General features: G+C 56.9%; 22 protein-coding genes. 14 read left to right on the forward strand and 8 right to left on the reverse strand.

The features are described from left to right. Nucleotides 1-376: 376 nt before the first annotated feature. On the reverse strand, nucleotides 377-4822 hold the full coding sequence (locus CKV99_RS13485) for a Rib/alpha-like domain-containing protein (RefSeq protein WP_095114784.1): 4446 nt from the start codon (nucleotides 4820-4822) through the stop codon (nucleotides 377-379). Between the two features lie 332 nt (nucleotides 4823-5154). After that, complete coding sequence (locus CKV99_RS13490) at nucleotides 5155-6132, reverse strand: pseudouridine synthase (RefSeq protein WP_092258357.1); 978 nt, start codon at nucleotides 6130-6132, stop codon at nucleotides 5155-5157. Between CKV99_RS13490 and CKV99_RS14510 the strand changes: the two genes are divergently transcribed. From CKV99_RS14510 to CKV99_RS13505, 4 genes are all read left to right on the forward strand, one after another. Beyond that, the gene (locus tag CKV99_RS14510; RefSeq protein WP_169872655.1) at nucleotides 6131-6277 is read left to right on the forward strand and encodes a hypothetical protein; all 147 of its coding nucleotides are present in this window, start codon (nucleotides 6131-6133) and stop codon (nucleotides 6275-6277) included. The genes CKV99_RS13490 and CKV99_RS14510 overlap by 2 nt on opposite strands. Nucleotides 6278-6361: 84 nt before the next feature. Next, the gene (locus CKV99_RS13495; RefSeq protein ID WP_092258354.1) at nucleotides 6362-7255 is read left to right on the forward strand and encodes a universal stress protein; all 894 of its coding nucleotides are present in this window, start codon (nucleotides 6362-6364) and stop codon (nucleotides 7253-7255) included. 220 nt (nucleotides 7256-7475) lie between these two features. Continuing rightward, the gene (locus CKV99_RS13500; RefSeq protein WP_092258351.1) at nucleotides 7476-7739 is read left to right on the forward strand and encodes a GlsB/YeaQ/YmgE family stress response membrane protein; all 264 of its coding nucleotides are present in this window, start codon (nucleotides 7476-7478) and stop codon (nucleotides 7737-7739) included. Nucleotides 7740-7926: 187 nt separating this feature from the next. After that, entirely contained in the window at nucleotides 7927-8538 is a 612-nt protein-coding gene (locus CKV99_RS13505) for a TetR/AcrR family transcriptional regulator (RefSeq protein ID WP_092258348.1), read from the forward strand. Here CKV99_RS13505 and yidC read toward each other — a convergent pair. Further along, entirely contained in the window at nucleotides 8535-9668 is a 1134-nt protein-coding gene (gene yidC / locus CKV99_RS13510; protein WP_092258346.1) for a membrane protein insertase YidC, read from the reverse strand. The genes CKV99_RS13505 and yidC overlap by 4 nt on opposite strands. An 81-nt stretch (nucleotides 9669-9749) precedes the next feature. Between yidC and CKV99_RS13515 the strand changes: the two genes are divergently transcribed. Next, complete coding sequence (locus CKV99_RS13515) at nucleotides 9750-10556, forward strand: class E sortase (RefSeq protein ID WP_092258343.1); 807 nt, start codon at nucleotides 9750-9752, stop codon at nucleotides 10554-10556. A 34-nt stretch (nucleotides 10557-10590) separates the two neighbouring features. Beyond that, complete coding sequence (locus CKV99_RS14515) at nucleotides 10591-10743, forward strand: hypothetical protein (RefSeq protein ID WP_092258340.1); 153 nt, start codon at nucleotides 10591-10593, stop codon at nucleotides 10741-10743. Between the two features lie 25 nt (nucleotides 10744-10768). On the opposite strand, the gene CKV99_RS13525 is transcribed toward CKV99_RS14515, so the two are convergent. After that, nucleotides 10769-11362: a DUF2020 domain-containing protein gene (locus tag CKV99_RS13525; protein ID WP_408607565.1), complete on the reverse strand. Its 594-nt coding sequence runs from the start codon at nucleotides 11360-11362 to the stop codon at nucleotides 10769-10771. Between the two features lie 19 nt (nucleotides 11363-11381). Between CKV99_RS13525 and CKV99_RS13530 the strand changes: the two genes are divergently transcribed. Next, entirely contained in the window at nucleotides 11382-12647 is a 1266-nt protein-coding gene (locus tag CKV99_RS13530; protein ID WP_092258335.1) for a sensor histidine kinase, read from the forward strand. Then, nucleotides 12644-13282 carry a LuxR C-terminal-related transcriptional regulator gene (locus CKV99_RS13535; protein WP_092258332.1) on the forward strand — a complete coding sequence of 213 codons (639 nt, stop codon included), beginning with the start codon at nucleotides 12644-12646 and terminating at the stop codon, nucleotides 13280-13282. The genes CKV99_RS13530 and CKV99_RS13535 overlap by 4 nt, the downstream gene beginning before the upstream one ends. A 69-nt stretch (nucleotides 13283-13351) precedes the next feature. Here the strand turns inward: CKV99_RS13535 and CKV99_RS13540 are convergent, their stop codons facing one another. Continuing rightward, on the reverse strand, nucleotides 13352-13987 hold the full coding sequence (locus CKV99_RS13540) for a DUF6474 family protein (RefSeq protein ID WP_092258329.1): 636 nt from the start codon (nucleotides 13985-13987) through the stop codon (nucleotides 13352-13354). A gap of 90 nt (nucleotides 13988-14077) precedes the next feature. Here CKV99_RS13540 and CKV99_RS13545 point away from each other — a divergent pair, with 90 nt between their 5' ends. Beyond that, nucleotides 14078-15604 carry a TM0106 family RecB-like putative nuclease gene (locus CKV99_RS13545; protein WP_231910097.1) on the forward strand — a complete coding sequence of 509 codons (1527 nt, stop codon included), beginning with the start codon at nucleotides 14078-14080 and terminating at the stop codon, nucleotides 15602-15604. Here the strand turns inward: CKV99_RS13545 and CKV99_RS13550 are convergent. Next, the gene (locus tag CKV99_RS13550; protein ID WP_231910098.1) at nucleotides 15601-16776 is read right to left on the reverse strand and encodes an MFS transporter; all 1176 of its coding nucleotides are present in this window, start codon (nucleotides 16774-16776) and stop codon (nucleotides 15601-15603) included. The genes CKV99_RS13545 and CKV99_RS13550 overlap by 4 nt on opposite strands. A gap of 189 nt (nucleotides 16777-16965) precedes the next feature. Between CKV99_RS13550 and CKV99_RS13555 the strand changes: the two genes are divergently transcribed. Beyond that, complete coding sequence (locus tag CKV99_RS13555; RefSeq protein WP_143063432.1) at nucleotides 16966-17928, forward strand: hypothetical protein; 963 nt, start codon at nucleotides 16966-16968, stop codon at nucleotides 17926-17928. Nucleotides 17929-18659: 731 nt separating this feature from the next. Here the strand turns inward: CKV99_RS13555 and CKV99_RS13560 are convergent. Then, entirely contained in the window at nucleotides 18660-19262 is a 603-nt protein-coding gene (locus CKV99_RS13560; protein ID WP_092258320.1) for a superoxide dismutase, read from the reverse strand. Nucleotides 19263-19438: 176 nt separating this feature from the next. Here CKV99_RS13560 and msrA point away from each other — a divergent pair, with 176 nt between their 5' ends. Together msrA and CKV99_RS13570 are read left to right on the forward strand one after the other, a co-directional pair. Next, complete coding sequence (msrA, locus tag CKV99_RS13565; protein WP_092258317.1) at nucleotides 19439-20080, forward strand: peptide-methionine (S)-S-oxide reductase MsrA; 642 nt, start codon at nucleotides 19439-19441, stop codon at nucleotides 20078-20080. A 57-nt stretch (nucleotides 20081-20137) separates the two neighbouring features. Continuing rightward, a complete protein-coding gene (locus CKV99_RS13570) occupies nucleotides 20138-20608 on the forward strand; it encodes a Rossmann-fold NAD(P)-binding domain-containing protein (RefSeq protein WP_143063431.1) in 471 nt (156 codons plus the stop codon). 25 nt (nucleotides 20609-20633) lie between these two features. On the opposite strand, the gene CKV99_RS13575 is transcribed toward CKV99_RS13570, so the two are convergent. Continuing rightward, complete coding sequence (locus tag CKV99_RS13575) at nucleotides 20634-22487, reverse strand: alpha/beta-hydrolase family protein (RefSeq protein ID WP_231910099.1); 1854 nt, start codon at nucleotides 22485-22487, stop codon at nucleotides 20634-20636. A gap of 220 nt (nucleotides 22488-22707) precedes the next feature. Between CKV99_RS13575 and CKV99_RS13580 the strand changes: the two genes are divergently transcribed. Both CKV99_RS13580 and CKV99_RS13585 read left to right on the forward strand, forming a co-directional pair. Next, nucleotides 22708-23652, forward strand: coding sequence for an L-lactate dehydrogenase (locus CKV99_RS13580; RefSeq protein WP_092258308.1), 945 nt, complete (start codon nucleotides 22708-22710; stop codon nucleotides 23650-23652). A 67-nt stretch (nucleotides 23653-23719) separates the two neighbouring features. Further along, nucleotides 23720-25594, forward strand: a complete 1875-nt coding sequence (locus CKV99_RS13585; protein ID WP_092258305.1) for a pyruvate kinase — start codon at nucleotides 23720-23722, stop codon at nucleotides 25592-25594. The last annotated feature ends 9 nt before the right edge of the window (nucleotides 25595-25603 follow it).

Raw genomic sequence — 25603 nt, forward strand, 5'->3', positions numbered from 1 at the left:
GGTCCATCTTTCCTTACTCTTGTTTTGGTCGTTATTAACAAGATTCTGGCAGGTAGAAGCACCCTTCCTATGTTCACACTCCGATACTTTCAACCACCATCAAAAACTCGGGCTAGATCACTTTCGCGGGATCTCCCTGGTTTTAAAAACCTTGGGTTCACTGCATTTGTGCTCCGTCTCATCCACTCTGGCGGTATCGTCGCAAATGTCCATGCACTCTAAAAACGCAAGAGCTGCTAAACGATCAAGAAGTATTTTTTCAAGCAGAAACCCTGTCGCATTGAACACTGATAACGTTCAATGTGACAGGGTCTTTTGATACTGCAGTGAGGCTAGCCTAGCTCAGAGAAGCTCCGAAAGCATTGCCTTAGCTCTACTACTTGTCGTCCTGTGACGATGTTGCTTTATTACCTGAGGAACCTAGCACTGAAGAAGATGTGGAGGAATCCTCTGGAGAACAAGCATCGTAAATCACGGAGCCAACCAGGAGACCTGCGGCAACGATTGCTATACCGGAAGCGATCTTACCTGCTTGAGGAGCAACGCTTCCGAGTGCAGCGTTAATGTCAGCGACAAAAGCAGCCAGCTTGGGATCCAAAACACCAACCTGCGCCTGCAGCTGGGTGTTAATTTCCTGAATCCTTGCATTCACCTGTCCAACCAGTGGGGACAGGCCAGGAATGCTCAACTGGGATGCTAGTCCGATCGGGACCAGCGCCAACAGCGGCAAACCGAACCCAAGAGCGGTAGCAACACACCTGCCCGTATCGATATCGGAAGACCCGTGATCTGATGGTGCCTCAACAGTGACTGCGACCTCGTCGATCGCCTTGCCATCCTTGTCCTTGACAGTCACCTTAATCTTGTCACCAGGCTTAGCATCCTTGTTTGCTTCCACGGTGATTGAACCATTCGGGTTTAGCTTGCCCTTACCTGGCCCTTCGACAGTAACGGTGGTGCCTTCTTGGACTTTCCCGCCAACATTTGGCAGGTTCACTGTTCCGCCTGGCTTTACGGTGCCATTATTCCAATCCGGAGCATCCTTGGAAGGCGTAGAATTTGGATCGAACGGATTAGAACCACCAGTGATTTCTTCACCGTTCGTGGAGCCATCACCATCGAAGTCGCCGTTCGGATCAAGGATAGACTTGCCGTCTTTGCCTAGGAGGTTAAACACCGCAGTTGCCGCATCTTGCGACCCATCTTGGTATGTAATCACAACTGGTACAGCAGGCTTGATAACGTTGGTTAGCGCCGAACCAACCCCAACGATTGTCTGTGGGGAACCTGACGGGAACAGACCATTGTATTGGGCTGCCAGCTGTTCAAGTGTAGGAGCCTGCGCCGTGATGACCCCAGAGGTGGTATCAGGCGTGAAGGTCCAGTTAGTCGCCTTGGAGGTATCGCCCAAGGTTACATTCGCTACAGGAGCGTCGGTCCCTTCGAATGGATTGTTGGAAGGACGAGATTCTCCAACAGGAACATCCGTAGGGCGGTACTCCGGTTCGAACTTGGACGCATCGGTTGATGGGTCGGTGACGTTGACCTTGACCTTGACGGTGTCCTTGGAGCCGTCTGGGTAGGTCACGACGATGGTTGCCGGGACGGTGCCTGGTTCGTCGACCTTCGGCTCAGTCTCCCACTCAGTGGTAGTGCCTTCTGGTAGCTCTCCAAGGTTTTGAATGCCCTTGTCGGAGTTCGGGACTACGCCAACGTTGGTGTTGATGTCCTGGCCGACTGGGTCGTGCTTGTCCGCATCGGTTGATGGGTCGGTGACTTTGACTTTGATGTTGACGGTGTCCTTGGAGCCGTCTGGGTAGGTCACCACGATGGTTGCCGGGACGGTGCCTGGTTCGTCGACCTTTGGTTCAGTTTCCCATTTGGTCGTGGTTCCCTTTGGTAGCTCTCCAAGGTTTTGAATGCCCTTGTCGGAGTTCGGGACTACGCCAACGTTGGTGTTGATGTCCTGGCCGACTGGGTCGTGCTTGTCCGCATCGGTTGATGGGTCGGTGACTTTGACTTTGATGTTGACGGTGTCCTTGGAGCCGTCTGGGTAGGTCACCACGATGGTGGCTGGCACAGTACCCGGCTCCTCAACCTTCGGCTCAGTCTCCCACTCAGTGGTAGTGCCTTCTGGTAGCTCTCCAAGGTTTTGGATGCCCTTGTCGGAGTTCGGGACTACGCCAACGTTGGTGTTGATGTCCTGGCCGACTGGGTCGTGCTTGTCCGCATCGGTTGATGGGTCGGTGACTTTGACTTTGATGTTGACGGTGTCCTTGGAGCCGTCTGGGTAGGTCACCACGATGGTTGCCGGGACGGTGCCTGGTTCGTCGACCTTTGGTTCAGTTTCCCATTTGGTCGTGGTTCCCTTTGGTAGCTCTCCAAGGTTTTGGATGCCCTTGTCGGAGTTCGGGACTACGCCAACGTTGGTGTTGATGTCCTGGCCGACTGGGTCGTGCTGGCCAGCTAGTGAAGGTTTATCGCTTGGATCCTTCGGGTTAGTTCCGGCCTCGTTCTCAACGATATCTGTGTAGCCGTCGTTATCGTCATCCTCATCGGTCACGTCCGGTGTTCCATCACCGTCGGTGTCAAGCTGGAATGGGGCGATAGCATCATCTACCGAGCCATCCTTATAGGTGACCTTGACTGGGACTTTAAGCTCTTCGGCGGTGTCCTTGTCCAGTTTCTCCGGTGCGGTTACAGTGACAACGCCGGTGTCTGGATCAATCTTAACGTCATAGCCTTGCGGCGCTTGATAATCACCAGGGATTTCAAATTTCGCGCCTTCAGGAACAGTGACATCCTCGCCTTTGTCGTTCTTAAACTTCGGGGCGGATTCTGCAGGTGTGCCCGGTACGATGAGCTTGTTCTCGTAGGATGGCGCAAATTGGTCAGCCTGCTTAGGAGTAACAGTGACCTTTGCATCGATGGTTTCCTTTGAACCATCCGGGTAGGTAACCAGCACAGGGATGGTGTAATCGCCTGGTTGAGTGTCCGCTGGTGGAGTGACAGTAAGAGAGCCAGGGTTATCTTCGGTAGACGGAGTTTCCGCTACGGTCCAACCGTTCTGAGGCTCGCCAGCATCATTCTTTGGTGCTTGGGGCTCAAACTTGGTTCCATCCGGAAGGTCAGAAACCTTTTGCGGGACTTCAACTTCCGCACCAGGGCTGGTGGTAGCTGGATCGTAGGATGGCTCATTGTTGAGGTTCATCGCGTCAACAATGGTGAAAGTGTCCGAAGCTAGGAAGTCGCCGAGACCAGAATGAAGCGTCGCGGAGTATACCGTTCCCGGTTCCCGCTTGTCATCGGTGGTGGTGTCGAAGGTGCACGCATTGGCGTCGGCAAGCGTGGTAACATCGCACTCCTTGACGATTTTATCGGTGGTCTCATTACGCCAGATGATCTTATTTCCTTCAAATGGCGGAAGGGCACCCGTGACCTCGAGTTCTGCAACAGCGTCCAGCGGTGCAGGGTTCTCATACGAATCATAGTTGGTAATGTCCAACTGGATAACCGTGTAAGGAATTACCGCAAAGTTCCTGTTGTACAGATTGGCTGGAGATGGGTTGTAGCCGGTTATAATGCCAGGGTTTTCGCCTCTGTTTTCCGTCCAACGCTGGAATACAGGGGTGGGATTAGCGGAATAGCCGCTGACAACTTCGCCCTCTTCGTTTTCTACCCACATGTAGAAGTAAGAGTCATTGTTGAACAAGCCATCGGTACGGATGGAATAACGACCATCTTCGTCAGTCTTTGCTGCGAAAGTCTTCTCGATCGGCTCCCTGCCATTGGCACGCTCGTTTTCGAGCATCTCCTTGGTTTTACCGGCACGCTCGTTTTCAGGATACTGCTCCTCAATTTCCTGTGCCTTGATCCGAGCGTCTTCAGTCAGGATGGAGAGATAAACGTTGTAATCTTTCAGATGCTTATCGTAGCGATTCTCTCCCACTGGACCAACGACGCGGTCACCTTGAGTGGATTCAAGCCATACACGGCCAGACACTGTATTTTTCTCACGCAACGTTACCGCAGGGTTAGAGATCGGCCCCTGTTCATCAAGAGTAATTTCGGGAGCCGCCATGTATGACTTCTTAGCCGCAGGTGGGGCCTGCTCAGTTAGAAAAACACCAGTGTAGGCGATATTACGGCCCGCTACCTGGGTAGCCCCTGAGGCATCCGCAGGGTAGTGGCCAGATCCCGGTGCAACACCGGTCCATGAACCAGGAACCAGGCCGCTGACCTGACGGGTGCAGTGGAGACGGTTGCCGGTTTCAGGGTTAACCATATCCGAGTCTGCCACCCACAGGCGGTAGGCCTGTTGGTCTGAGCCCGTGCCGGTGGAGTCGAATAGGTGCTCTTTGCCATTGACATCGACCCATGGTTCGCGCAGGTCAAACACAAAGGAACCGGTACCGAAACGTTGCGTACCGTGTCCTTGCGACTGGGCTGCGTACACCGGTGAGATTGAACCGTCCTTGTCTCGCCACTGCATGAGCACTGTGACTCCGTTGAGCCCCCCTTTCCCGTAAAGAGACCCGGGTGCAGTGGTCTCCATAATTCCGACTGCGCCGGAAATAATATGCTTTGAAGTGTCTAGGGCACTTGCATTTTGGACGTAGCCGTTCTTGATGCCATCAGCATCAATGGTTCCTGCTGGAGCGGTCCAATTCGCATCAGCGGGTTTGTTGTTAGTGATCGCTTGCGCTTTCGCCAGAGTTTGCGGTGTGACGACCGGCTGGACCATGGGCGCGACAAGTGCCACTGAGAGAGCGGCCGCTGCGATAGTTGTACCGCGGCGACGGGCGATGCTCTTCATGTGCATAACCAAATCCTTTCGAAAGGTGAGTAGAGAAAGGAGGCGCCTATGATTTTGCCATGTCCAGTCGAATCGGCGGGCAGCTAATGTGACCGCTCATGGCCTTTGAGGTTCCTCACGGGCGCTTTCCACGTCATACGATACCGCGAAGGTGGAAAAGTTTCCACGTCCAATAAATTCTCACCCCCGTTGTTTTGGCTCTAAATATAACTACATAAACAACGATCGGGAGAGTAGAGAGAAAGATTCTGAATTCAACTGTGAGGAAAGGTAGCCAATTTCGTTGAGTTCTGGTCGCCCCTTAACGCCCTTAACGCACAATCTTAGACTTAGAAGAGCTAGAATCTTGTTGTTTTAAACCTCCTGGCCATGCCAGAAAGTGGATCTGTAAATGACAACTCAATTGACCGGAGAAGCATCGGTTTCAGAAAGCTTATGGCCCGGTAAGGGGCGCGAGTATGGTAAATGGGATCGCCTAGAATTGGCACGCCAGCAACCTTCATCTGGATGCGAAGCTGATGTGTCTTCCCTGTGACGGGTTCGAGGGTATAACGAGCCAGCGGAGTCTCCACATTGTAGTCGGAAAACCGAGCAGTATCTACTTTCTCAACGCTGAGAAGATGAGTCACTGAATTGGGTGTTCCGCTTATGATCTGAGCCTCATTTATCCCATGCTCCTTGTGGATGTGGTGCTCCCAAAGGGCGGGTGTGTCAAACTGTCGGAACTCAGCGATGGCTTCGTAGAGTTTATGGACTTCACGACGCGCAAACAGCTCCTGATACGGTCCGCGGAGCTCCCGGCGTTTGGTAAACAGCAATAACCCACTGGTCATACGGTCAAGACGGTGAGCGGGTGTGAGCTCCTCGTTTCCCGTCGCGCGTCGCAGACGTACTGTCGCGGTCTCAGTGATGTGAGCTGCACGCGGCATCGTGGCCAGAAACGGTGGTTTGTTTACAACGAGGATGTCATCGTCTTCAAAGACGGTTTCAATCTCATAAGGGACGGGGCGCTCAGGTGCCGGGCGGCGGTAGAAGAAAACGTCTGTTCCCTCTGTCAATATACTTTCGGGGGTAAGCGCTGTGCCGTTTCTTAACACTACTTCGCCTTCCGCGAAGCGCTTAAGAATCGCTTCTTCATCGTCCTCTGGATGCCGATAACGCTGAGAATTTATCACTTCAGTCACAAATGTCACAGCAGTGACGGATGTGTTCGTCGGCACGCGGACGCGGGAGGCGCCTAGGCCGTCGCGTGGGGGTAGCGGACCTAACGCCCGAGTCTTTTTTCTACTCATCGTGTGTACTAACTTATTCGGCATGAATCTTGACGCAATCATTGAGTCCGCAGTTGCATTCTCCTCCGACGGTATCGGCGCGATCCTCCTCAAGGTTTTCACGGCGCTTTACGACGTTTTTTACCCGTCAAACGCGGAGGCCGCGACCCCAGTTGAGATCCCGGCATAACTGGTACTAACCAGCTGACTTGGGGGTCATGACGTTGTACACTGGAGATGTACAACAAACCAGCCACATGAAAGGGCGATCGTGATGACCCAGGAAGATATTGTCGTTGTAGCTGTTGATGGCTCCGACGCCTCCAAAAACGCCGTTCGCTGGGCGGCGAACACTGCGATGAAACGCGGAATCCCGCTTCGTCTCGCGTCGAGCTACACCATGCCCCAGTTCCTGTACGCGGAGGGCATGGTCCCACCACAGGAGCTTTTCGACGACCTACAGCGTGAGACTCTCGAAAAAATTGAGGCAGCTCGCGATATCGCACACGAGGTAGCGCCGGACATTAAGATCGGCCACACGATCGCCGAGGGGTCCCCGATTGACATGCTCCTCGAGATGTCCAAGGACGTCACCATGATCGTGATGGGTTCCCGTGGTCTCGGTGGACTGTCCGGCATGGTTCTTGGTTCCGTGTCCGCAGCTGTTGTCTCCCACGCAGAATGCCCGGTTGTTGTGGTGCGCGAGGATAACCTTGTTGACGAGACCACCAAGTATGGCCCAGTTGTCGTTGGCGTGGATGGCTCTGATGTCTCCCAGCGTGCAACCGAAGTTGCGTTCGCTGAGGCGGATGCCCGTGCTGCGGAATTGCTGGCTGTGCATACCTGGATGGATATGCAGGTCCAGGCATCCATGGCGGGGCTTGCTGCTGCGCAAGAGCAGTGGGAGCTGGTGGAGCGTGAGCAGACCGAGATGCTCACCGAGCGCCTTGCCCCGCTAACCGAAAAGTACCCAGACGTGCAAGTGAAAAAGATTATTTCTCGTGACCGTCCGGTTCGCACGCTGGTTGAGCAGGCTGAGGGTGCGCAGCAGTTGGTGACCGGTTCTCACGGTCGTGGCGGTTTCAAGGGGATGCTCCTTGGTTCGACCTCACGCGCGCTGCTGCAATCGGCGCCATGCCCGATGATGGTTGTCCGCCCAGAGAATTAATTCCTTCAGCCTGAGTCTCGCCCCCTCTGTGAGGAGGCGAGATTTTTTGCTTCAAAACACCCAGATGAACTGCGCATAAATTAAGATTTATGAAAAGTTGTAGATTTGTTATCAAACGACGGAGAATTCATCGGCATAATGGAATAGGTTATGACAACACCGCGTGCAGATCAGCCCCAGGCTGGACGGCGTGGTTCAATTACGAAAAGGAAAAATTATTATGTGGACTATTATCTTTTGGCTCATCATCGGTGGCCTTGCAGGGTGGATCGCTTCTATGATTATGGGCCGTAACGCACAAATGGGCATGGTAGCTAACATCGTTGTTGGTATCGTCGGTGCTGTTATCGGTGGCTTTATCGTTCGCCAATTTGGTTCTGATCCGAACGCGAACTGGGTCTGGAGCCTGATTGTGGCAACTTTGGGTGCGGTGATCTTGCTGTGGATCATCAACCTGTTCACCAAGAACGGTGCAAAAAAGTAATAACTAAACACAAGTAGACAGTGGCCCCGAAGAATGCGAATTTCTCGGGGCCACTTTTCCTTGCCGCTCTAAACTATTGAAGCCCGAAAAATGTGCAGCATAGTCACTTGATCTGGTTCACCCATTGGAATGAACCAACCGGTTTGTCTATATTGATGGGTGAGGTCTAGTCGGAGAAAGGACACCCATGAGCAAGTCTGCAGCGAAGCGCCGTAACCGCCCCAGCCCGAGGCAGCGACTCCTCGAATCCGCCACCCACCTTTTCTCCACAGAAGGCATTCGAGTCATCGGCATCGACCGCATCCTGCGCGAAGCTGACGTGGCCAAAGCATCGCTGTACTCCCTGTTCGGTTCCAAGGACAACCTGGTCATCGCGTATATCCAGAACCTCGATCGCAAGTACCGCGAGAAGTGGAACGAGCGGACAGCGAACATGAAAGAGACAGACGATAAAATCCTCGCGTTCTTCGACATCGCTATTGAGGAAGAACCTGGCAAGGATTTCCGCGGCTCTCACTTTCTCAACGCGGCCACCGAATACCCGCGACCGGAAACGGATTCGGAAGAAGGTATCGTGCAGGCCTGTCTGGATAACCGCCGGTGGATGCACCAAACGATGACAGACCTGCTGACAAAGAAGAACGGATACCCGTCTGGCACTCAAGCTGACCAACTGTTGATCTTCCTCGACGGCGGTCTTTCCGGTGCGCGGTTTGTGCGCTCTACCGCACCGATTGAGACTGGACGCGACCTGGCAAAACAGATGTTGAGCGCCCCGCCGGCGGACTACTCCATCTAGGTCTCTTCCACTTTTTGCTCCTGCCGCTTCTCTCGCTCTGCAAGCTTTTGTCGCTTCCGCGCCTCCAGTTGCGCGCGCGAGCGTTGCTGCCTTAACGCTTTTCGACGCTCCTTGTCGTCCTTCTTCGCTTGGCGAGCCGCCTGTTTTTCGTCGGCAAGCTCCCGGCGTACCTGCCCGATGGTGGACGGATGACGCAACGCCCGACGTTTGCGGGCACGCCGATCGCGCTTGACTGATTTCTTGTCGGCGAGCTCTTGTTTGACGGTGGCGCGTTGGTTGTCGTTGAACTCACGGTGTACGTCATCGAGCGGGTAACGGCGCACTAGCAGAACCCAGAAGAGAACCGTTTGGGTGGCTGTCCACAGGTTGTTGCCCACCCAGTACATCAGCAGCGCCACGGGCAGGGCACCGGAAAGACCAAGCAGGAGGATGAAAAACGGCATGATACTGGCCAGGACAACGGACATCTTCATCATCCCACGCGAGACTCTGGAACTCCACACGAGAACGGTGTAGCCACGTGCCACGCTGATCCACAGGTTGGATGTGGTGAAGATGATCGCCAAGATGAGCAGCGGAATGATCACGCTGCGCACCTCGTCAGATGTCGTACCAAGTGCTGCGAGAGCCTCGTCCGGCATGGTGAAGAATGCGGGTAGCGGGGCTCCGAAGAATTCGGCGCTGCGGAACGAGGCGATATCTTCGGCGTCGAGCAAACCGATGGTGTTGGAGTGCTCCAAGTTCGGGCGCGAAAGCCACAGCAGCAGCCGGTACAGACCAAGAATTGCGGGGATCTGAATCAAGGGTGGCACGCAGCCTGCCAACGGGTGGAAGCCGTATTTCTTATGCAGGGCCGCGGTCTCTTTCTTTTCGGCCTCGATCGCCTCTGCGGAGGTTTGTTCCGCATACTTCGCATTGATCTCTGCCTTTTCGGGGCGCATCAGCATGCTCATTCGGCCAGATTTATAGAGGGACCAGGTAAAAGGCGCGATCAAGCTGCGCACTGTGACCACCAGCAAGATGATGGAAATCACCCATGCCGTGGAGTTGTCGAGGGAGAACACGTCCGCCATCAACCAATGCCACAGGCTCATGATCGCGGAGACAGGGAAGACAAAAGCCTCAAGCATGATTAGTGTGCGCCTCCTTGGTGGCAGGGATAATGGCGGGGGACGGGGGGACGTGTCTGGCCCGTGAGTTAATGTTAAGCCATGAGTTCTACTCGTACCGACGCACGCCCCCACCGCACGACTCCAACCCAGGTGACAGGCGAGTTGCTGGTGACCTTGGGTGTGGTACTGTTGCTCTTCGCTTTTTACGAGGCATTCTGGACCAATGTCGAGGCCGGCAAGTTGCAAGACGACGCCGCCGCCAACCTGGATCAGCGTTGGCAGCAACAGCGCACCAACCCGCGGGTACACCACACCCCGGAGCTGGGTGAAGCATTTGCCCAGATGTATATCCCTGCGTTCGGGTCAGATTACGCTTTTGCCATCATTGAAGGAACTAGCGACGAGGCCCTCTATGCTGGCCCGGGTCACTATGAGGACACGCAGATGCCGGGCGAGGCCGGTAACTTCGCAGTTGCTGGCCACCGTGTGGGAAAAGGCGCGCCGTTTAATGATTTAGGCCAGTTAGAGGTCTGCGACGCGATCGTGGTAGAAACCGCTACCCAGTGGTTGACCTACCGGGTACTGCCACTTAGCGATGACCCTGCCTCACGCGAGGCTGAGGCATCGGGCTGTCTGGTGCCGGAGCAGGTGCAGCGGGTGGCCCACGGCGATTACGCGCACGTTGAGGGCCGCCACATCACCCTGCCTGGGAACGTTTCCGTGCTGGAGCCCGTGCCCGGTGTTCATTCTGATGGTGAGGTGGGGCAGTCCCTAGAGTCCGTGATCACGTTCACTACCTGTCACCCCCAGTTTTCAAACGCGGAGCGCATGATCGTGCACGCAATGCAGACCGACGCGATGGATAAATCAGCGGGCCGGCCTGCTGCTTTCGACGAGACGGTATAGAACGGTATAGAACGGTAGAGAGGGGATAACCACCATGTATCAGGCATTCTGGCGTGCGCTGCCCGGACCGTGGCCGGTGAAGCTACTGATCACGCTTATCATCCTGGCAGGAGTTTTTTGGCTGCTGATGGATGTCGTCTTCCCGTGGGTCTCCACACTCATGCCATATACGGACGTGGCAGTATAAAAACAGTGCGTAAGGTCTAGTGGCCTTAGAGGCCTAGGTTGCTGATCACTTCCTGGGCCACCGTCTCCGCTTTGACGGATTGGTCCTGGTTCGTGGTCACTACCACGGCATAGTCATCCTTGGACACGGCGAACACGGCACCAGGCTGTTCAGGAACCACTCCTTGGCCTGCCCGGCCACCCATCCATCCGCCGGGCAGTTCGGCGGGATTAGTCACATCCACCGGCGCGTAGTGATCAACTACCGCGATAGCATCCTGCTCAGTGGGCATGTGGCGCACCAGCACAGTCAGTTGTGGCTCCTCTGGGTACGACCAGTACACGCACGCCGGAATCTCGAACCGCGGATCGAGCGCGACACCAGTCACCTTCTGCCCATTAGTCTGCGCCACCCATTCATCATCAAGGTAAGGGCAGTTCTCCCATGAGGTGCGGTCACCGGCAGGCTCAATTGCGGTGTCAGCAGGAAGTGCGGCGTCGTTACGTGCCATTTCTGGTGGGGTCTGGGACGCGCTTGTCGACGTTGCGGGCGTGGCTGCGGGAGGGGTCTCGTCGTTAAGCGAAGAACAGCCAGTTAACGTGGCGAAACTAACGCAGGCAATCAAAAGGGTACGGTTCAGGCTAGGTAGGCTCACAGTCATGAGCTCCACCTTAGTAACTATTGAACGGTCAGCTATCGACTCGTCCAACCGCAGGGCTTTCGACACGGGGATCCATGCACTCACCGTCACGCTGCTTTTGGTGGCTGTGCTCGCCGCGGTGGGATATCCCCTGGACCGGGCCGCGATCCACCTGGTGATGACATTCGTCTTCGGCTTCATGTATTTCTACGGCGCGCACTACCGGCGCCGATGGCCGGAATGGGCACAGATTCTGTGGCTCTTTGGCATGACAGGCGTATGGATCGTCGAACTATTTGTCTCACCGGTGGCAATGTACTGGGTGTTCATCCTGTTTTTCATGTACCTGCGGGTGATGGATGATTGGCGTGGCGTCACCTCGGTGATATTCGCTTTAGCGGTGTCTATCCTCGTGCAGGTCCCGCACGGGCTGACGCTGGGGGGTGTGATGGGCCCAGCGGTCTCAGCGGGTGTTGTCTTTGCCATCCATTACTCGTTCCGCACGATTTCACGCATTAGCGCGGAACGCGAAGCCCTGATTGAGGAGCTGGTGAGCACCCGGCAGCAATTAGCTGACACCGAGCGAGCCGCTGGCGTGGCGCAGGAACGGCAGCGCTTAGCACACGAGATTCATGACACAGTGGCCCAAGGCTTATCCAGCATCCAGATGCTGCTGCATGCCGCCGAGCGCGACCTGAAAAATACGGCGCTTTCCGACGAGGAGTTGGCGGCGCCACTCATGCGCATGGAAACCGCCCGAAAGTCCGCTGCCGACAACCTAGCGGAGACACGCGCGATGATCGCTGCTTTAGCCCCGGCGAGTTTGAATGATCACTCCTTGATCGAGGCGTTGCAGCGTGTTGCGGACAGTTTCAGCACAACTGGCGATGTTGATATCACGGTGGAGTCCCACGGTGAGGAAGTGGAGCTACCGATGCGGGTGGAGGCGGGTTTACTGCGGATCGCGCAGGGCGCTACCGGGAATGTGGTGAAACATTCCGGTGCCTCCCGAGCGCGCATCACGCTCACATTCGGTACCAATGAGGTCCGCCTTGATGTGGTGGATAACGGCAAAGGTTTTGATGCGGACAAGGTACAAAGCCAGCCGGCCGGGTTGGGGCACGTTGGTCTTGCGGCGATGCACCGCAGAGCTGAGGAACTTGGTGGGGAATTGGTGGTGGAATCGGCCCCGGGTGGTCCCACTGCGCTCTCGGTAGCCCTCCCGATAACAACTATTAACACGGAACCAGGTAGGATCAACCGAAAGATGGAGGAAGATAAATGATCCGTGTTTTGCTTGCCGACGACCATGAAATCGTGCGGCTTGGTCTTCGTGCCGTGCTCGAAGAAGCTGACGACATCATGGTCGTTGGTGAAGTAGCCACCGCTGAAGGTGCCATTGCTACCGCCCAGGCTGGCGGTATCGATGTGATTCTGATGGACCTGCGCTTCGGTGCCGGTGTGGAGGGTACCCGTGTGACCACCGGTGCTGAGGCGACAGCAGAAATCCGCGCCACGATGGATAATCCGCCGAAGGTGTTGGTGGTCACCAACTACGACACCGACGCAGATATTCTCGGCGCGATCGAGGCTGGCGCGGTGGGGTACTTGTTGAAGGATGCCCCGCCGGAGCAGCTACAGGCGGCGGTGCGTTCAGCTGCACGAGGCGATCAAGCGATGAGCCCGATAGTTCAGGAGCGGTTGGAGATGCGTGACAAGGCGCCGCGCTCTTCTCTTACTCCGCGCGAGTTAGAGGTTCTGCAATTAGTTGCAGGTGGCGCGTCGAACCGCGAGATCGGTCAGGAGCTGATGTTGTCTGAGGCGACGGTGAAGTCTCACCTAGTGCACATCTATGACAAGTTGGGGGTGCGCTCCCGTACGTCCGCTGTCGCTTCGGCGCGCGAGCAGGGCGTGCTTTAGGCAGCGCTCGGCTTTAGGCTGCGTCGTTAAGCACAGAAAACCGCCCGCGATGGCTTCGGGTGAGATGCTCTAGCCACGAATCTTGGCCTGCACTTGCGCCTGCACGCTCTCAATATCACCAGCGACGGCGGCATGGGCGCGGCGCCGTTGCTCTGGAACCATGTACTCAGCATTGTCCAACGCACTGTTCAGCTCGTCAAGGCGGTCGTTCACATCCTGTTGAAAGCCTGATGGCAAAGAGGAGGTGGTATCAACAGTGTTGCGGATACCCTCCACGCGAGCCTTGAGTTCCGCACCATGGCCCGAGTACTGGGCCAGCTGATCCGTCGTCACACCCACCTGGTTCGCCTTCTTTTGCAGCCCACGATCGCGCAGAGCCGTAATCCCGCGGTAAACCAGTGGGAGTACAACAGGGATGGCTAGGCGCAAAGCCCCAACGTAGCGGCCAACATTTTTACGGTTGAACTTGCCTTCACGGATCTTCTCCAGCTCCTGCTGCGCACGCTTGCGCTCGTGCTTGCGCTTATTCTTCAGAGCCTTCTTCTCTTCCTTCATGAGGCGACGCTCCGCCTTGTCCAGCAGCTTCTCACGCTTGAACTGCAGCTTGGCCTCCTCCTTGGCTTCCTGCTTGGCACGCTTCTTGGCGGCAGCGACCTCCGCCTTCGTCTTGGCGCGGGACTTCCGGATAGTCTCGAACAGGCCCATGTAGTTGCTCCTTGAGAATTGTCAGAATTTTTCGCTCACTTTTTCTGATTCAACCTTACCTGCGAATTGCGATTAGGCTTAGTGCCCGACGTGACACAGCACAAGAAAAATTCCTCGCAGCGCGCCCTCGGCACCCCCGAGACCCAGGGCGTGCGCGCTTCTGACCTCGTGGGGTGCCGGTACCGCCTGCGCCAGCGCCTCGACCACCCAGAAATCGGCCCAACAGATTCTGGTCAGGCTCGCGCCGAACGCATGCACGCTGCCCGCGACGTCGTCTACGCAGCACTGCCTACCAAACCGGCGCTGGGGGACGGGCGGCGGACCTTTACCCGCGTCGATCTCGCGCGGGATTCCGAAGATCCAGAGCCCGCCACCCGCGAGGCACTGCGCAAGCGCGCCCACCTCATCACTAACGCGCGCTTATCGGGGCGTATCGACGACCACCTAGTCACCGTGCACATCGACGTACTAGTGCGTACCTCTGCCAACACATATCAACCGGTGATGGTCTCCAACCATCGGGTGGCACGACCTTCAGAGACATCCACCATGCAGGCGGTAAGCACCACCCGGCTGGGATTAGGTTCTTTGATCACGGTACAGGCGCAGCAACGCCACCACACTGTCGACGGCTACCGCATCGCCCTAGCAGCACTGCTGCTAGCACAACTTGGTGTGGCTGACCCGTTGGCAGGAGTGGTCGGCCAAGATCGCAGCCTGGCGTATTTCGCTCCCGTTGCACCCTATATTAAGGCGGTGCGTGAAGCCTTAGCGCAACCCACACCCACGGCCCCGATCCGCTTAAAACAGTGCGCCACCTGCCGGTTCTGGCAGCTCTGCGAGCCAAAGTTGCGCGCCGCCGACGAAATCTCCCTAGTCTTTCCTGGCCAGCGCGCGGCCCCGTTCCGTGAGCGCGGTATTCACACAGTTGCCGGTGCCATCACCGCAGGCTTGGGTGAACCTTCGGCAATTGCGCACGCCTGGCGCGAAAATATCCCAGTACTGGCGCGCACCGATTCGCCTGAGGTGCCACGCGCCGATGTAGAAATTGATATAGACATGGAGGCCTACCTCGACCAAGGCGCCTACCTCTGGGGGGCCTACGACGGCGACACCTACCACAGCTTTGTCACCTGGGAGGAGGTAGGGGGAGCTGCGGAATCCCACAATTTCACTCAGTTTTGGCAGTGGCTGATGGGTGTTCGTCGTCAAGCGCACGAAGCAGGCTTGACGTTTTGTGCCTACTGCTATGCGGCGGGCGGCGAAAACCACTGGTTGCGAGCCTCAGCGCGCCGCTTTGACACGGTAGAGCTAGCGGAAGTTAATGCGTTTATCGCCTCCGATGAGTGGGTTGACGTGTTCGCCCATGTCCGCCGCGACCTCGTCGGCGTGGACGGGCTGGGGCTGAAAGTGGTGGCACCGGTGGCAGGCTACGACTGGGAGGATAACATCGACGGTGAAGCATCGATCGCTTTACGACGCCGCGCCCGCCTCGGCGATCAGTCCGCCCGCGAGGTGTTGCTGCGCTACAACGAAGACGATTGCCGTGCCACCCGTGCCGTGCGCGACTTCCTGGATGCCGGCGCGCCGGGCCTGCCGCGTGTCCACGAGTTCTAGCTACGCTGCGCCCGTACTGACACGAGAACCAGAACGAGCAGCAGCACAATCAGAATTCCCGCGAGCGTGCCGACGAACCCTGCCCAACTCACCCGCTCAAACACCACACCTGTGGCCGCTCCGACCAGCGACGACCCCGCATAATAGGAGAAGGTGTACATGCTGGAAGCCTCAGCGCGATTGGTTGTGGCCGTGGCTCCCACCCACCCCGACGCGGTTGAGTGCATGGCGAAGAAGCTCGCAGTGAAGACGAAGAGGCCACCAATAGAGACCCAGAGATGATTGGAGATACACGCGAGAGCACCCAGAAGCATAAGGGCGGCGCTGGCTGTGATCACCGCCGGGCGGCCGAAGCGTTTAATCAGGTTGCCTGCCTGCGCGCTAGAAACTGTGCCAGACAGATACATGACAAACACGAGGCCCACCAGCGAGGGCGCAAGCCCAAAGAAATTCACCATGCGGAACCCGAAGAAGTTGTAGAGCGACACAAACGTGCCCATGCCTAGGAAAGCTGTGAGAAACATTGTGACCAGCAGCGGGTTGCGCAGGTGCCCCACCATGGCGCGGAGCTCGCCGAGCAGGCTGATCTGCTTCGGTGTGAAGTTGCGTTGACGGGGCAGCAGCAAGGCCATGGTGATGGCGAACAGCAGCGCCACGAGACCGCTACCAAACAGTGCCCAACGCCAGGTGGTGAACTCAAGCAGTCCTGCCGGGATGAGGCGGCCGGTCAGCCCACCTATGGTGTTGCCTGCGATGTAGATGCCCATCGTGCCGGGCAGGTCGTCGGCATGTATTTCTTCGGAGAGCCAGGCCATGGCCACCGCCGGTGTTCCGGCCACGAGTGCCCCCTGGACGGCTCGAAGCGCGATGAGCTGGGAAGCATCTTGTGCAAGGGGCAGGAGTAGACCGAGGGCAGTGGCTGCCAGTGCGGAAATTATAAGTACCCGCCCGCGGCCAAATCGTTCTGACAGGATCGAGGCGGGTACCACGCAGAGGGCGAGTGCACCTGTGGCTGCGGAGATGGTCCAAGCGGCCTCGGTAGGGGTGATGCCCATGTTGGTAACTAGCGTGGGCAGCAGTGCTTGGGTGGCATAGAGCGTGTTGAAGATGGCTAAACCTACAGCAAGCATCGCCACTGTTGCGCGCCGGTACGCTGTGGTTCCCTTCTTCATGGTGTCCTTCGTCGAGCGGCTAGCTTGTGGTTGTGTTTGTTGTCTTGCCTCAGATGTTCCCTTCGGTTGTCAGATTCCAATATTTCCTTAAAAATCCACAAATCTGACAACCGAACGTGCCCTTGGCGCGACAGTGGAGCCACGATGGTTTACTCTGTAGCTCACACTAGTTCATGTTTCGGGGGGAATATGAGTTATCAACCACATGGTGGCGACCAGGAAAGCACGCCGCGAGTTTATTCACGTCAGCAGCTATGCGCGGAATTGGGAATTGGGGTGCGCGAATTCCGCAAGAAAGTCCTCAGCGGGGAGATCACCAAGCTTGAGCGTGGCCATTACGCGCTCGGGGAGCTAAGTCCTCAGCAATGGGCTGCGGCACTGTTGCAGATTCACCCACAATGGGTTTTGTCTGGAACCACGGCGTATCAGTTTTACTGCAAGCTCCCTTTCACTTTTCCGCTGCAGTTCCGGGCACCGCGGCAGAGTAAGCCCAGGAAGACTGACAAGTTTTGGGTGACTGCTCATCGCAATCATATGGTCTCACGCCAGGGCCTGGTGCGGGTGGTTCCACCTATCGTGGCAGCGTGGGATGCCCACGATGACATAGCTGCCCATACCCTCAGTGACTTTCTCGAAGATGCCTACGCCAAGAAAGATGGTAAACGCCGTTTGGAGCAGCATTTGTCGTGGATGGGGGCGGTTCCTGCAGTTCTGCGGTCGTATGTTTCTACCTTGTCTATTGGTTCTGATAGCAGGCTGGAGAGGCGGTTTTTTCGGGGTTTGAAACGCCGCGGGCTTGAGTTTGAACAGAATGTCATGCTGGGCCCCTATCTGTGGGACTTCCAGAGCAAGAGGTTTAAGCGCTTGCTGATTGAAATTGGCGCGTACACCTACCACCGCGATCTTTCCACGGCGGAAGGCCAGGCCGCTTATGTCCGCGAGGCGTGGAAGTTCAATTATGCAGTACTTGAGGGCCATATCGTGCTCCAGTTCACCGCGAAGTGCATCGATGAGGAGATGGAGCGCTGCCTGGACATGGTGGAGGATGTTATTGCGGTGCTGGAGGGGACTTCGCCGCGGCGGGTGTGGGGCCCGCCGTGGCGTTGGCATTCGTGGTTGGTGCGCCACAACGCTTTACGACGCATCGCGTGATTCTTCTGGTGCTGATTAGCTGCTGCGGCACGTTCGGTTGGCAGTTTTCTATTTCGTCGCGGAATTCTACAAAACTGACAACCGAAGGTGCATGAAGTGCTTACTTCTGGGGCAGCAGATTCAAACTGTCCAATTCATGCCCTACCCAGGGTGAATCACCGAACAGTGTTAAGGCGCGTTCGAGGGCATCCGGGGCGTTGATTTCAGACAAGGGTACGCCTGCATGCATGTGGCGGATGGCGCGCACGGAGCAGCCGGCGGCGCGGGCGACTTCTGAAATCAGTATGAGCCAAGTGTGAACTATGACGCTGTGTGAGGGTCAAGACGTGGGTGATGAGGGGGGGGGAAGAGCAAAATTGCTGCTAGGCGGGCTTGGGGAATTAAGGCACAAAATTGTTTCGAAAAACCATTGACTTAGGATTGCCTAACCTACTATGCTTTGGGTCAGCGCTGATTTTCAAATCGCGTGATCCAGATGGGTAAGGTCTCGGCATCCTCCAGTGCCGGGCCACAGGTAGGAACCGCCGTCTGGTTCACCTTGACGTGGTAGCAGGGTGAACCGGGCGGCGGTTTTCTTTTCCTATTAAAAAACTTGCGCTTTCTCAAGTCTCCATATATTGTGGAGTTCAACGCATTGAAGAATGTGCTTCGGGAAAACTGAATAGTGTCCGCACAAGGCAAAACCCCCGAACTCGGCAAGGGGTTCAGGGGTTAAGCGAAGAAGTGGTTGTTTACTTCTTGGCAGCTGCGTAACGCTCTGCAACGTCATCCCAGTTGAAAACGTTCCAAACGGCCTTGACGTAGTCAGCCTTCACGTTCTTGTACTGCAAGTAGAAGGCATGCTCCCACATGTCCAGCATAAGCAGTGGCGTGAAGTTAACGGAGATATTGCCCTGCTGGTCGGTCAGTTGCTGAATGATCAGCTTGCCGGCGATGTGATCGTAGCCAAGAACAGCCCAGCCGGAACCCTGCAGGCCAGTAGCTGCTGCAGAGAAGTGAGCCTTAAACTTCTCGAAGGAGCCAAAGTCCTTGTTGATTGCGTCAGCGAGCTTACCGGTTGGCTCGCCACCGCCGTTAGGGGAGAGGTTCTTCCAGAACACGGAGTGGTTGGTGTGTCCACCCAGGTTGAATGCGAGGTTCTTGGACAGGGCGCGGATCTTGTCTGCGTTTGCCTCGCCGTTGCGCTCCTCCTCGAGTGCTTCAAGGGCAGCGTTTGCGCCAGCAACGTAGGTTGCGTGGTGCTTGGAGTGGTGCAGCTCCATGATCTCTGCGGAAATGTGTGGCTCAAGTGCGTCGTACGCGTAGTCGAGCTCTGGTAGTTCATATACAGCCATGCTAAAACCTTTCGTCGATTGATAGCCCTTTTTCCCCAAGGGTGTATTACGCGTCCCTTGAGTGGGCGTGCTACCCATGATAGGCAAGTTTGAAAATTTCGCCACCACCCTTTGGTGTTACCTAAGTGTGATTGTGGATCTGGAATAAACAATCCCACCTAAGTGTTGACCCGAATATGTTCCCCTTCCTGCGCCCCACTCCCGAACTCATAGAGCCAGAACGCGCACTTCCCGGCCGTGACCAGCCCGTTCTCGCCCAGCCCCAGCCACATGTTGTGTTGGGCACACCCATCACCGGCCCCTGGCGCGAAGGCCAAAAACGCCTCATCGTCGGCATTGGCTGTTTCTGGGGTGTAGAAAGAATGTATTGGCAAACCGACGGCGTCGAGGGCACATCCGTCGGTTATGCTGGTGGACAGACCCCGAACCCTACCTACCGCGAAGTCTGCTCCGGCATGACCAACCACACCGAAGTAGTCGAGGTGGTTTACGACCCGGTACGCATCAGCCTTAAAGAGCTGGTCCGCATGGCCATGGAGGCCCACGACCCCACCCAGCGCAACCAGCAGGGCAATGATGTGGGTACGCAGTACCGCTCCGCTTTCTATACCGATACGGAGGAAGAGGCACAGCAGATCCGCGACTGGATCAACCAATACCAGGCCGCGCTTAACGACGAAGGCTTCGGTGCTATCACCACAGAAGTGCAGGTCGGTGTTCCTTACTACTTAGCAGAAGATGAGCACCAGCAGTACCTGCACAAGGTGCCCAATGGGTACTGTCCGCACCACTCCACGGGGGTGGCCTGCACAATTTAATCTCTCCCTCTAGGGTGGCGGATATGAATATTGCTGTTACGGGAGGCGGAACGGTATTTGCGTGATTCCGGTCTGGACTGGGTAATGCTGCGCAACGGTTCATACTGGGAAAACTATGCGGCCAACGTGGAGATTGCCCAGCACACCGGTGCCATGTTTGGGGTGGCTGGTAACGCCGTGATCTCGGGCGCGGCCCGAAAGAACTACGCAGAGGCTGCCGTCGTCGTGGTCTCTGAGGAGGGACATTCCGGCAAAGTCTATGAGCTTGCTGGCCAACCGGGCTTGACGTACGGGGAGATTGCGGAAAGAATTGGCTGGATCTTGGGGAAACCTGTGACGTATCAGAACGCCTCGGTTGCTGAGTATCGCTCCCAATTATTGGAGTTTGGTGTGCCAGAAGTCGAAGCGGAGATCTTAGCGACGTTGGACGAGCAGATTGCGCGGGGTGATATGGAATCGGCAAGTACAGACCTGGAGCAGTTGATCGGGCGCCCTACGACGTCACTTGAAGAAGCACTCCGGCGCTAACACCAACGCAGTGTGTACCAGGGCCCTAGTTTAACTTTCGACGGAGTTTTTCTGGAATAACCACATTTTCATCACGCACACGTTTCATATCGTGGCGGACCCAGCGGGCGATGCGCCGAAACTGGGTGGGGGTGATTTCCACATCGAGTACCGCACACCAGTAGGAGATGATTTCATCGCGGTACACATGCCCGTGTCCAGGCTGGAAATCCAGGGAATTTACCTGGTCAAGCCCGACTTGCCACCCAGTAATGAAGGGCACCCAGCGCAGGCCCTCAAACACATCAAGCTCCTGAGCCTTTGGTGCAGGCACACCCCGGGAGCCAACTTCGCGCAGCCAGTCTGGTTGGCTCCACAGCAGCGACCAATCCCACCACACCACCGGATCAGAAGCATGTTGGGCGAAAACCACCCGGGGAAATTCCCACTGACTGGCGTAGTCCTGGCCTGCATAGTCATGGTTTAAATGGTTCTCGGTGGCGGTAAAGCGAATATGTTTGCCGCCGTCAATCACCGGCAGGCGCTCAATACTGCCCTTGTCGCGGTGTTTAGTCAGCTGCCCATGCATCGCAGTAAAACCCGGCGCGCCGGTGAAGATAGCGCCGTCGATGGAGGCCAGCATGTCTTCGACACTGTCGAAGGAATCCGCGATGCCATAAGCCCCAAGTGATTCACCTGCTAGATAGAATTTGGGGCGGATGTGCTCGTCGATAAGCGTAAGGCGTTCGCAGAGGGCGGAAATGAGCACGCGTGACGACGACACCGGCGTGGTTCTATCCGCGATATAGGACACGGCAGACGGCATGAAGGAATACTGCATGGATACTACTGCGCAATCGCCGTGGTGGAGGAACTCGAAAGGGCTGGTGATGAAGTCATTGAGCCAGCCGGTGCCCGCTGAGGTCATCATCACGATGGCGCGGCGGTTGAAAGCGCCGGTGCGGTCCATTTCTGCTAAAAGCAGTTCGGCTTGTTCCTCAGGGGAGCGGTCTTCATTCAAACCGATATAAATGCGGATCGGCTCGGTCGCCTCACCACCCATTACTAGTGTGATATCACGTGCACGCGGGCCTGCGGCCACTACGGCCCGGCCCTGGCGGCCCAGGTTGCCCCAACGTTCCAGCGAGGCGCGTGAACCAGAGCGCTGAGCTTCAGTTGGGCGTGCAGATCCAGACATGACCTGCAGATTTAGTTCTTGGGCGCGTTTGTAGGCGCGTGAGAGCCAGCGCCGCAGCACCATTGTGTCCACCGCATAAAATCCCGCCAGTGCCACGGCGATCAGCGCCACCGGCCAGCTCACCACAGGTGGGAGGAAGCGGCGCAGTTCGTGGTTTGTACGGTCAACTGAGTTTTGGATGGCTTCACCGGTGAGCAAAAGCGCCCCGTAGCCCAGGGTGCCTAGCACTGTTCCAGCTATGGCGCTGCGCACAGTCAGCCGGGTCGTCGGCCAGGCCAGGCTGACCTGTGTGCGGTGGCGCTGCGGTGCGCGCAGGGCCACAACCAGGGTGGTCATGCCCATGGCGGTGTGCATCGCAGCGTTGATCTTTTTCAGCGATGCGATGGTGGGGCCACGGCCAAGGCGGCGGCGCACCCGGCGGGAAAGGAAACGGAAACCAGTGGCCACGGCATGGCCGAAACCTTGGCTGATAGCCACATTGGCTGCAATGACCCACCATTTTCGTGGCAGGAGAGACGGGGAGATAGCCCACCATGTTGCGGCTTCTGCCCCGAGGATTCCTGAGCCCATATTTTCTGGCAGCCTGCGTGTTCCGCGCATTCGCAGTCCTGGTGTGAGGTCGAGATAGAGTTCGATTCCGAACTGGGCTACTGTCAACGCTCCGCGGGCGACGCGTGTGGCGATCCGCGAAGTCATGCTCATGGGGCCCATTGTGGCAGAAGATTCTGCGAAGTGCTGGCTTTGGTTCTCGATTCAAAAATAATCACAGTTTCCCGGTAGCCACAGGTGCCCATCTGTTCCCACATGTGTCCGATCAGACATTTATTCGTGCTGCCAGATGGCCCGACTTAGTCCATAATGGGAGGTGTACAGCATTAATCAGATCAATCCGGCCATGGGCCGGAGAAAGTCGACACCTCATATGAAGAAGCTTGTTGGCAACAAAGTAGTACTGATTGGCGCAGGCGACGTGGGCGTTGCCTACGCATACGCACTGGTCAACCAGGGCACCGTTGACCACTTGGCCATCATCGACATCGACGAGAAGAAAACCGAAGGCAATGTGATGGACCTCAACCACGGCGTGGTGTGGGCACCATCGGCAACCAAAGTCACCGCCGGCACCTACGCTGACTGTGAAGACGCGTCCCTGGTAGTCATCTGCGCCGGCCGTGGCCAGCGCCCCGGCGAGACCCGCCTTGAGCTGGTTGAAGGCAACCTGAAGATCATGAAGTCTATCGTGGAGGAGGTCATGGCCAATGACTTCGGCGGTATCTTCCTCGTTGCCTCTAACCCGGTGGACATCCTGACCTACGGTGTGTGGAAGTACTCCGGCCTCCCCACTGAACGCGTGATTGGCTCGGGCACCATCCTGGACTCCGCACGCTACCGCTTCATGCTCGGTGAGATGAAGGACGTGTCTCCGATGTCGGTGCACGCCTACATTATTGGCGAGCATGGCGATACTGAGCTGCCCGTTGTGTCTACCGCGACCGTCGGCGGTATTCAACTGCGTCGCCAGGTGGAGGAGGAGCCGGGTTACGCGGAGAAGATTGAGAAGATCTTCGAGGAGACCCGCGATGCGGCCTACACCATCATTGATGCGAAGGGTTCCACCTCTTACGGCATCGGCATGGGCCTGGCACGCATTACGCGCGCGATTGTGCAGAACCAAGGTGTGGCCCTTCCAGTATCGGTCATGCTTGACGGCGAGTACGGTGAGAAGGATATCTACATTGGTACCACCGCGATCATCGACGGCAATGGTGTACGCCGCGTAGTGGAGCTCGACCTGAATGAGCATGAACGCGAGCTGTTTAAGCATTCGGTGGATACGTTGCGTGAGATTAAGGACGCGAACTTCTAACCCTGCAGATTCGTGATTTGCAGGGCACAATAGGTGGTGTTCACACTCTTAAAGGAGCGCCACCTTCATGGAAAAATTTGTCAACGAATTAATCCCCCAGCTCGACAGCATCATTGAAGATCTGCAGCGGGAAGCGGAGGCGCAGCAAGGGGCTATTGGCCGGGTTGCTAAGACGCATCAGCACGGTGCGACAAATCTCGTGCACTACACCACCTTGCGCGCCCACGACGTGCGCACTTTACAGGCCGAGCTGTCGTCGTTAGGCGCAACACGCTTAACGACGACTGAGCCGGCCGTCATGGCACGCCTGCAGGCAGCGCATAACGTGCTCGACGCGTACTCGGGCCGCGCGTTGACCTATCCTGCCGAGGCACTGGCGGGTGCGTTTGCCCGTTCCGACGACATCCTGGAGGAACACTCCGATGCCCTGTTCGGGCCGACTAGTGAGGACACTCATTCCCGCATCATGGTGACATTGCCGGAAGAAGCCGCCGCAGATCCGGAGATGGTGCGTGAATTTGCAGAAGCCGGGATGGAGTTGGCGCGGATCAACTGTGCCCACGGTGATCAAGATATGTGGCGCGCAATGATTGATAATGTGCACGCCGCCGCGGAAGTTGTCGGCCGCGAGATCCGTGTGTCTATGGACCTGGCGGGCCCGAAGGTGCGGACCGGGGACATTGAGCCTGGCCCTGCCGTGATCCGTGCGCGCGTCACCCGTGATAGCGCAGGCCAGGTTATTCACCCCGCTACTTTGTTCTTATCTGAGCACGGTGATCCGGTGCCGGTGGCCCCAGAGACCGCGGGTCGTCCGGGTGTGAGCCTGCAGGTTGAAGGGTGGTGGCTTAGCAACCTGAAGATTGGCTCAGTGATCACCATGCGCGATTCCCGTGGCTCCAAGCGTCGTTTCACCGTCCGAGAGGTGCGCGAAGACGGTGTGGTTATTGCGCAGGGAAACAAGAATGCCTATATCGCTGCCTCGACGTTGTTGCAGCATAACTGGGAGCGCACCCGCGTCTGGGGAGTGCCTGCCGTCGAGCAAAAGATCCGCCTGTACCCAGGCGACACCCTGATCCTCACAACCTCCCAGGAACCTGCTCAGATCGTAGAAGGCCAGCCATCTACTATCGGTTGTACCGCGCCAGAGGCAGTGAAAGCACTCGAGGTGGGACACGAGGTGCTTTTCGACGACGGCGCGATCGCGGCAGAGGTCGTCGATAAGCGTGACAACGCAGGCCACTGCGAAGCTGTCCTGCGCATTACCCGGGCCAAGGAAAACGGCACAAACCTGCGCGCGTATAAGGGAATCAACCTGCCGGATACGGACATTCCGCTGCCCAGCCTGACGGAGGAAGACCTAGAGGCGTTCGAATTCGTGGCGCACAACGCGGAGATCGCGGCGGTGTCTTTCATCCGCACCCCGGAAGATGTGGCTGATGTGCTGGAAACGTTGGAGCGTTTCGCGCGGGAGGCTGCGGAAACTGGCCACGATGCGTTGGCTGAACGCATCCGCAACCTGGGCATTGTGCTGAAAATTGAGACGATCCCGGCCTACCAAATGCTGGCCAGCGTGCTTTTAGAAGGCATGCGTCACCCGAATCTAGGCATCATGATCGCACGTGGTGACTTGGCGGTGGAGCTGGGCTTTGAGCGCATGGTGGAGGTACCGCGTCTGATTTCCCAGATGGCAGAAGCTGCCCACGTGCCGGTGATTATGGCTACCCAGATCTTGGAAAAGATGGCGAAGGACGGGCTGCCATCGCGGGCGGAGATGACCGACGTGATGTACGCGCTGCGCAGCGAATGCGTGATGTTAAATAAGGGCCCGCACATTACCGATGCGATCCGCATTCTGGAGAGGGCTTCCGAAAGGCTTGGCCACTCGCAGCGCAAGAACCGCCAGCTGCTGCGCCGTATTTCTAGTTGGGAGAATGCCCTGTGACACAGGCGA

Source organism: Corynebacterium cystitidis, from assembly GCF_900187295.1.
In the GTDB taxonomy this organism is placed as follows: domain Bacteria; phylum Actinomycetota; class Actinomycetes; order Mycobacteriales; family Mycobacteriaceae; genus Corynebacterium; species Corynebacterium cystitidis.

Excerpts from the sequence above, each read along its gene's own strand:
- CKV99_RS13490 (WP_092258357.1), bottom strand. The coding sequence starts at position 6,132 with ATGCCGAATAAGTTAGTACACACGATGAGTAGAAAAAAGACTCGGGCG.
- CKV99_RS13515 (WP_092258343.1), top strand. The coding sequence starts at position 9,750 with ATGAGTTCTACTCGTACCGACGCACGCCCCCACCGCACGACTCCAACC.
- CKV99_RS13500 (WP_092258351.1), top strand. The coding sequence starts at position 7,476 with ATGTGGACTATTATCTTTTGGCTCATCATCGGTGGCCTTGCAGGGTGG.
- CKV99_RS13575 (WP_231910099.1), bottom strand. The coding sequence starts at position 22,487 with ATGAGCATGACTTCGCGGATCGCCACACGCGTCGCCCGCGGAGCGTTG.
- CKV99_RS14515 (WP_092258340.1), top strand. The coding sequence starts at position 10,591 with ATGTATCAGGCATTCTGGCGTGCGCTGCCCGGACCGTGGCCGGTGAAG.
- CKV99_RS13495 (WP_092258354.1), top strand. The coding sequence starts at position 6,362 with ATGACCCAGGAAGATATTGTCGTTGTAGCTGTTGATGGCTCCGACGCC.
- CKV99_RS14510 (WP_169872655.1), top strand. The coding sequence starts at position 6,131 with ATGAATCTTGACGCAATCATTGAGTCCGCAGTTGCATTCTCCTCCGAC.
- CKV99_RS13585 (WP_092258305.1), top strand. The coding sequence starts at position 23,720 with ATGGAAAAATTTGTCAACGAATTAATCCCCCAGCTCGACAGCATCATT.
- CKV99_RS13530 (WP_092258335.1), top strand. The coding sequence starts at position 11,382 with ATGAGCTCCACCTTAGTAACTATTGAACGGTCAGCTATCGACTCGTCC.
- CKV99_RS13540 (WP_092258329.1), bottom strand. The coding sequence starts at position 13,987 with ATGGGCCTGTTCGAGACTATCCGGAAGTCCCGCGCCAAGACGAAGGCG.
- CKV99_RS13555 (WP_143063432.1), top strand. The coding sequence starts at position 16,966 with ATGAGTTATCAACCACATGGTGGCGACCAGGAAAGCACGCCGCGAGTT.
- CKV99_RS13505 (WP_092258348.1), top strand. The coding sequence starts at position 7,927 with ATGAGCAAGTCTGCAGCGAAGCGCCGTAACCGCCCCAGCCCGAGGCAG.
- CKV99_RS13535 (WP_092258332.1), top strand. The coding sequence starts at position 12,644 with ATGATCCGTGTTTTGCTTGCCGACGACCATGAAATCGTGCGGCTTGGT.
- CKV99_RS13485 (WP_095114784.1), bottom strand. The coding sequence starts at position 4,822 with ATGCACATGAAGAGCATCGCCCGTCGCCGCGGTACAACTATCGCAGCG.
- CKV99_RS13560 (WP_092258320.1), bottom strand. The coding sequence starts at position 19,262 with ATGGCTGTATATGAACTACCAGAGCTCGACTACGCGTACGACGCACTT.
- CKV99_RS13580 (WP_092258308.1), top strand. The coding sequence starts at position 22,708 with ATGAAGAAGCTTGTTGGCAACAAAGTAGTACTGATTGGCGCAGGCGAC.
- CKV99_RS13550 (WP_231910098.1), bottom strand. The coding sequence starts at position 16,776 with ATGAAGAAGGGAACCACAGCGTACCGGCGCGCAACAGTGGCGATGCTT.
- msrA (WP_092258317.1), top strand. The coding sequence starts at position 19,439 with ATGTTCCCCTTCCTGCGCCCCACTCCCGAACTCATAGAGCCAGAACGC.
- yidC (WP_092258346.1), bottom strand. The coding sequence starts at position 9,668 with ATGCTTGAGGCTTTTGTCTTCCCTGTCTCCGCGATCATGAGCCTGTGG.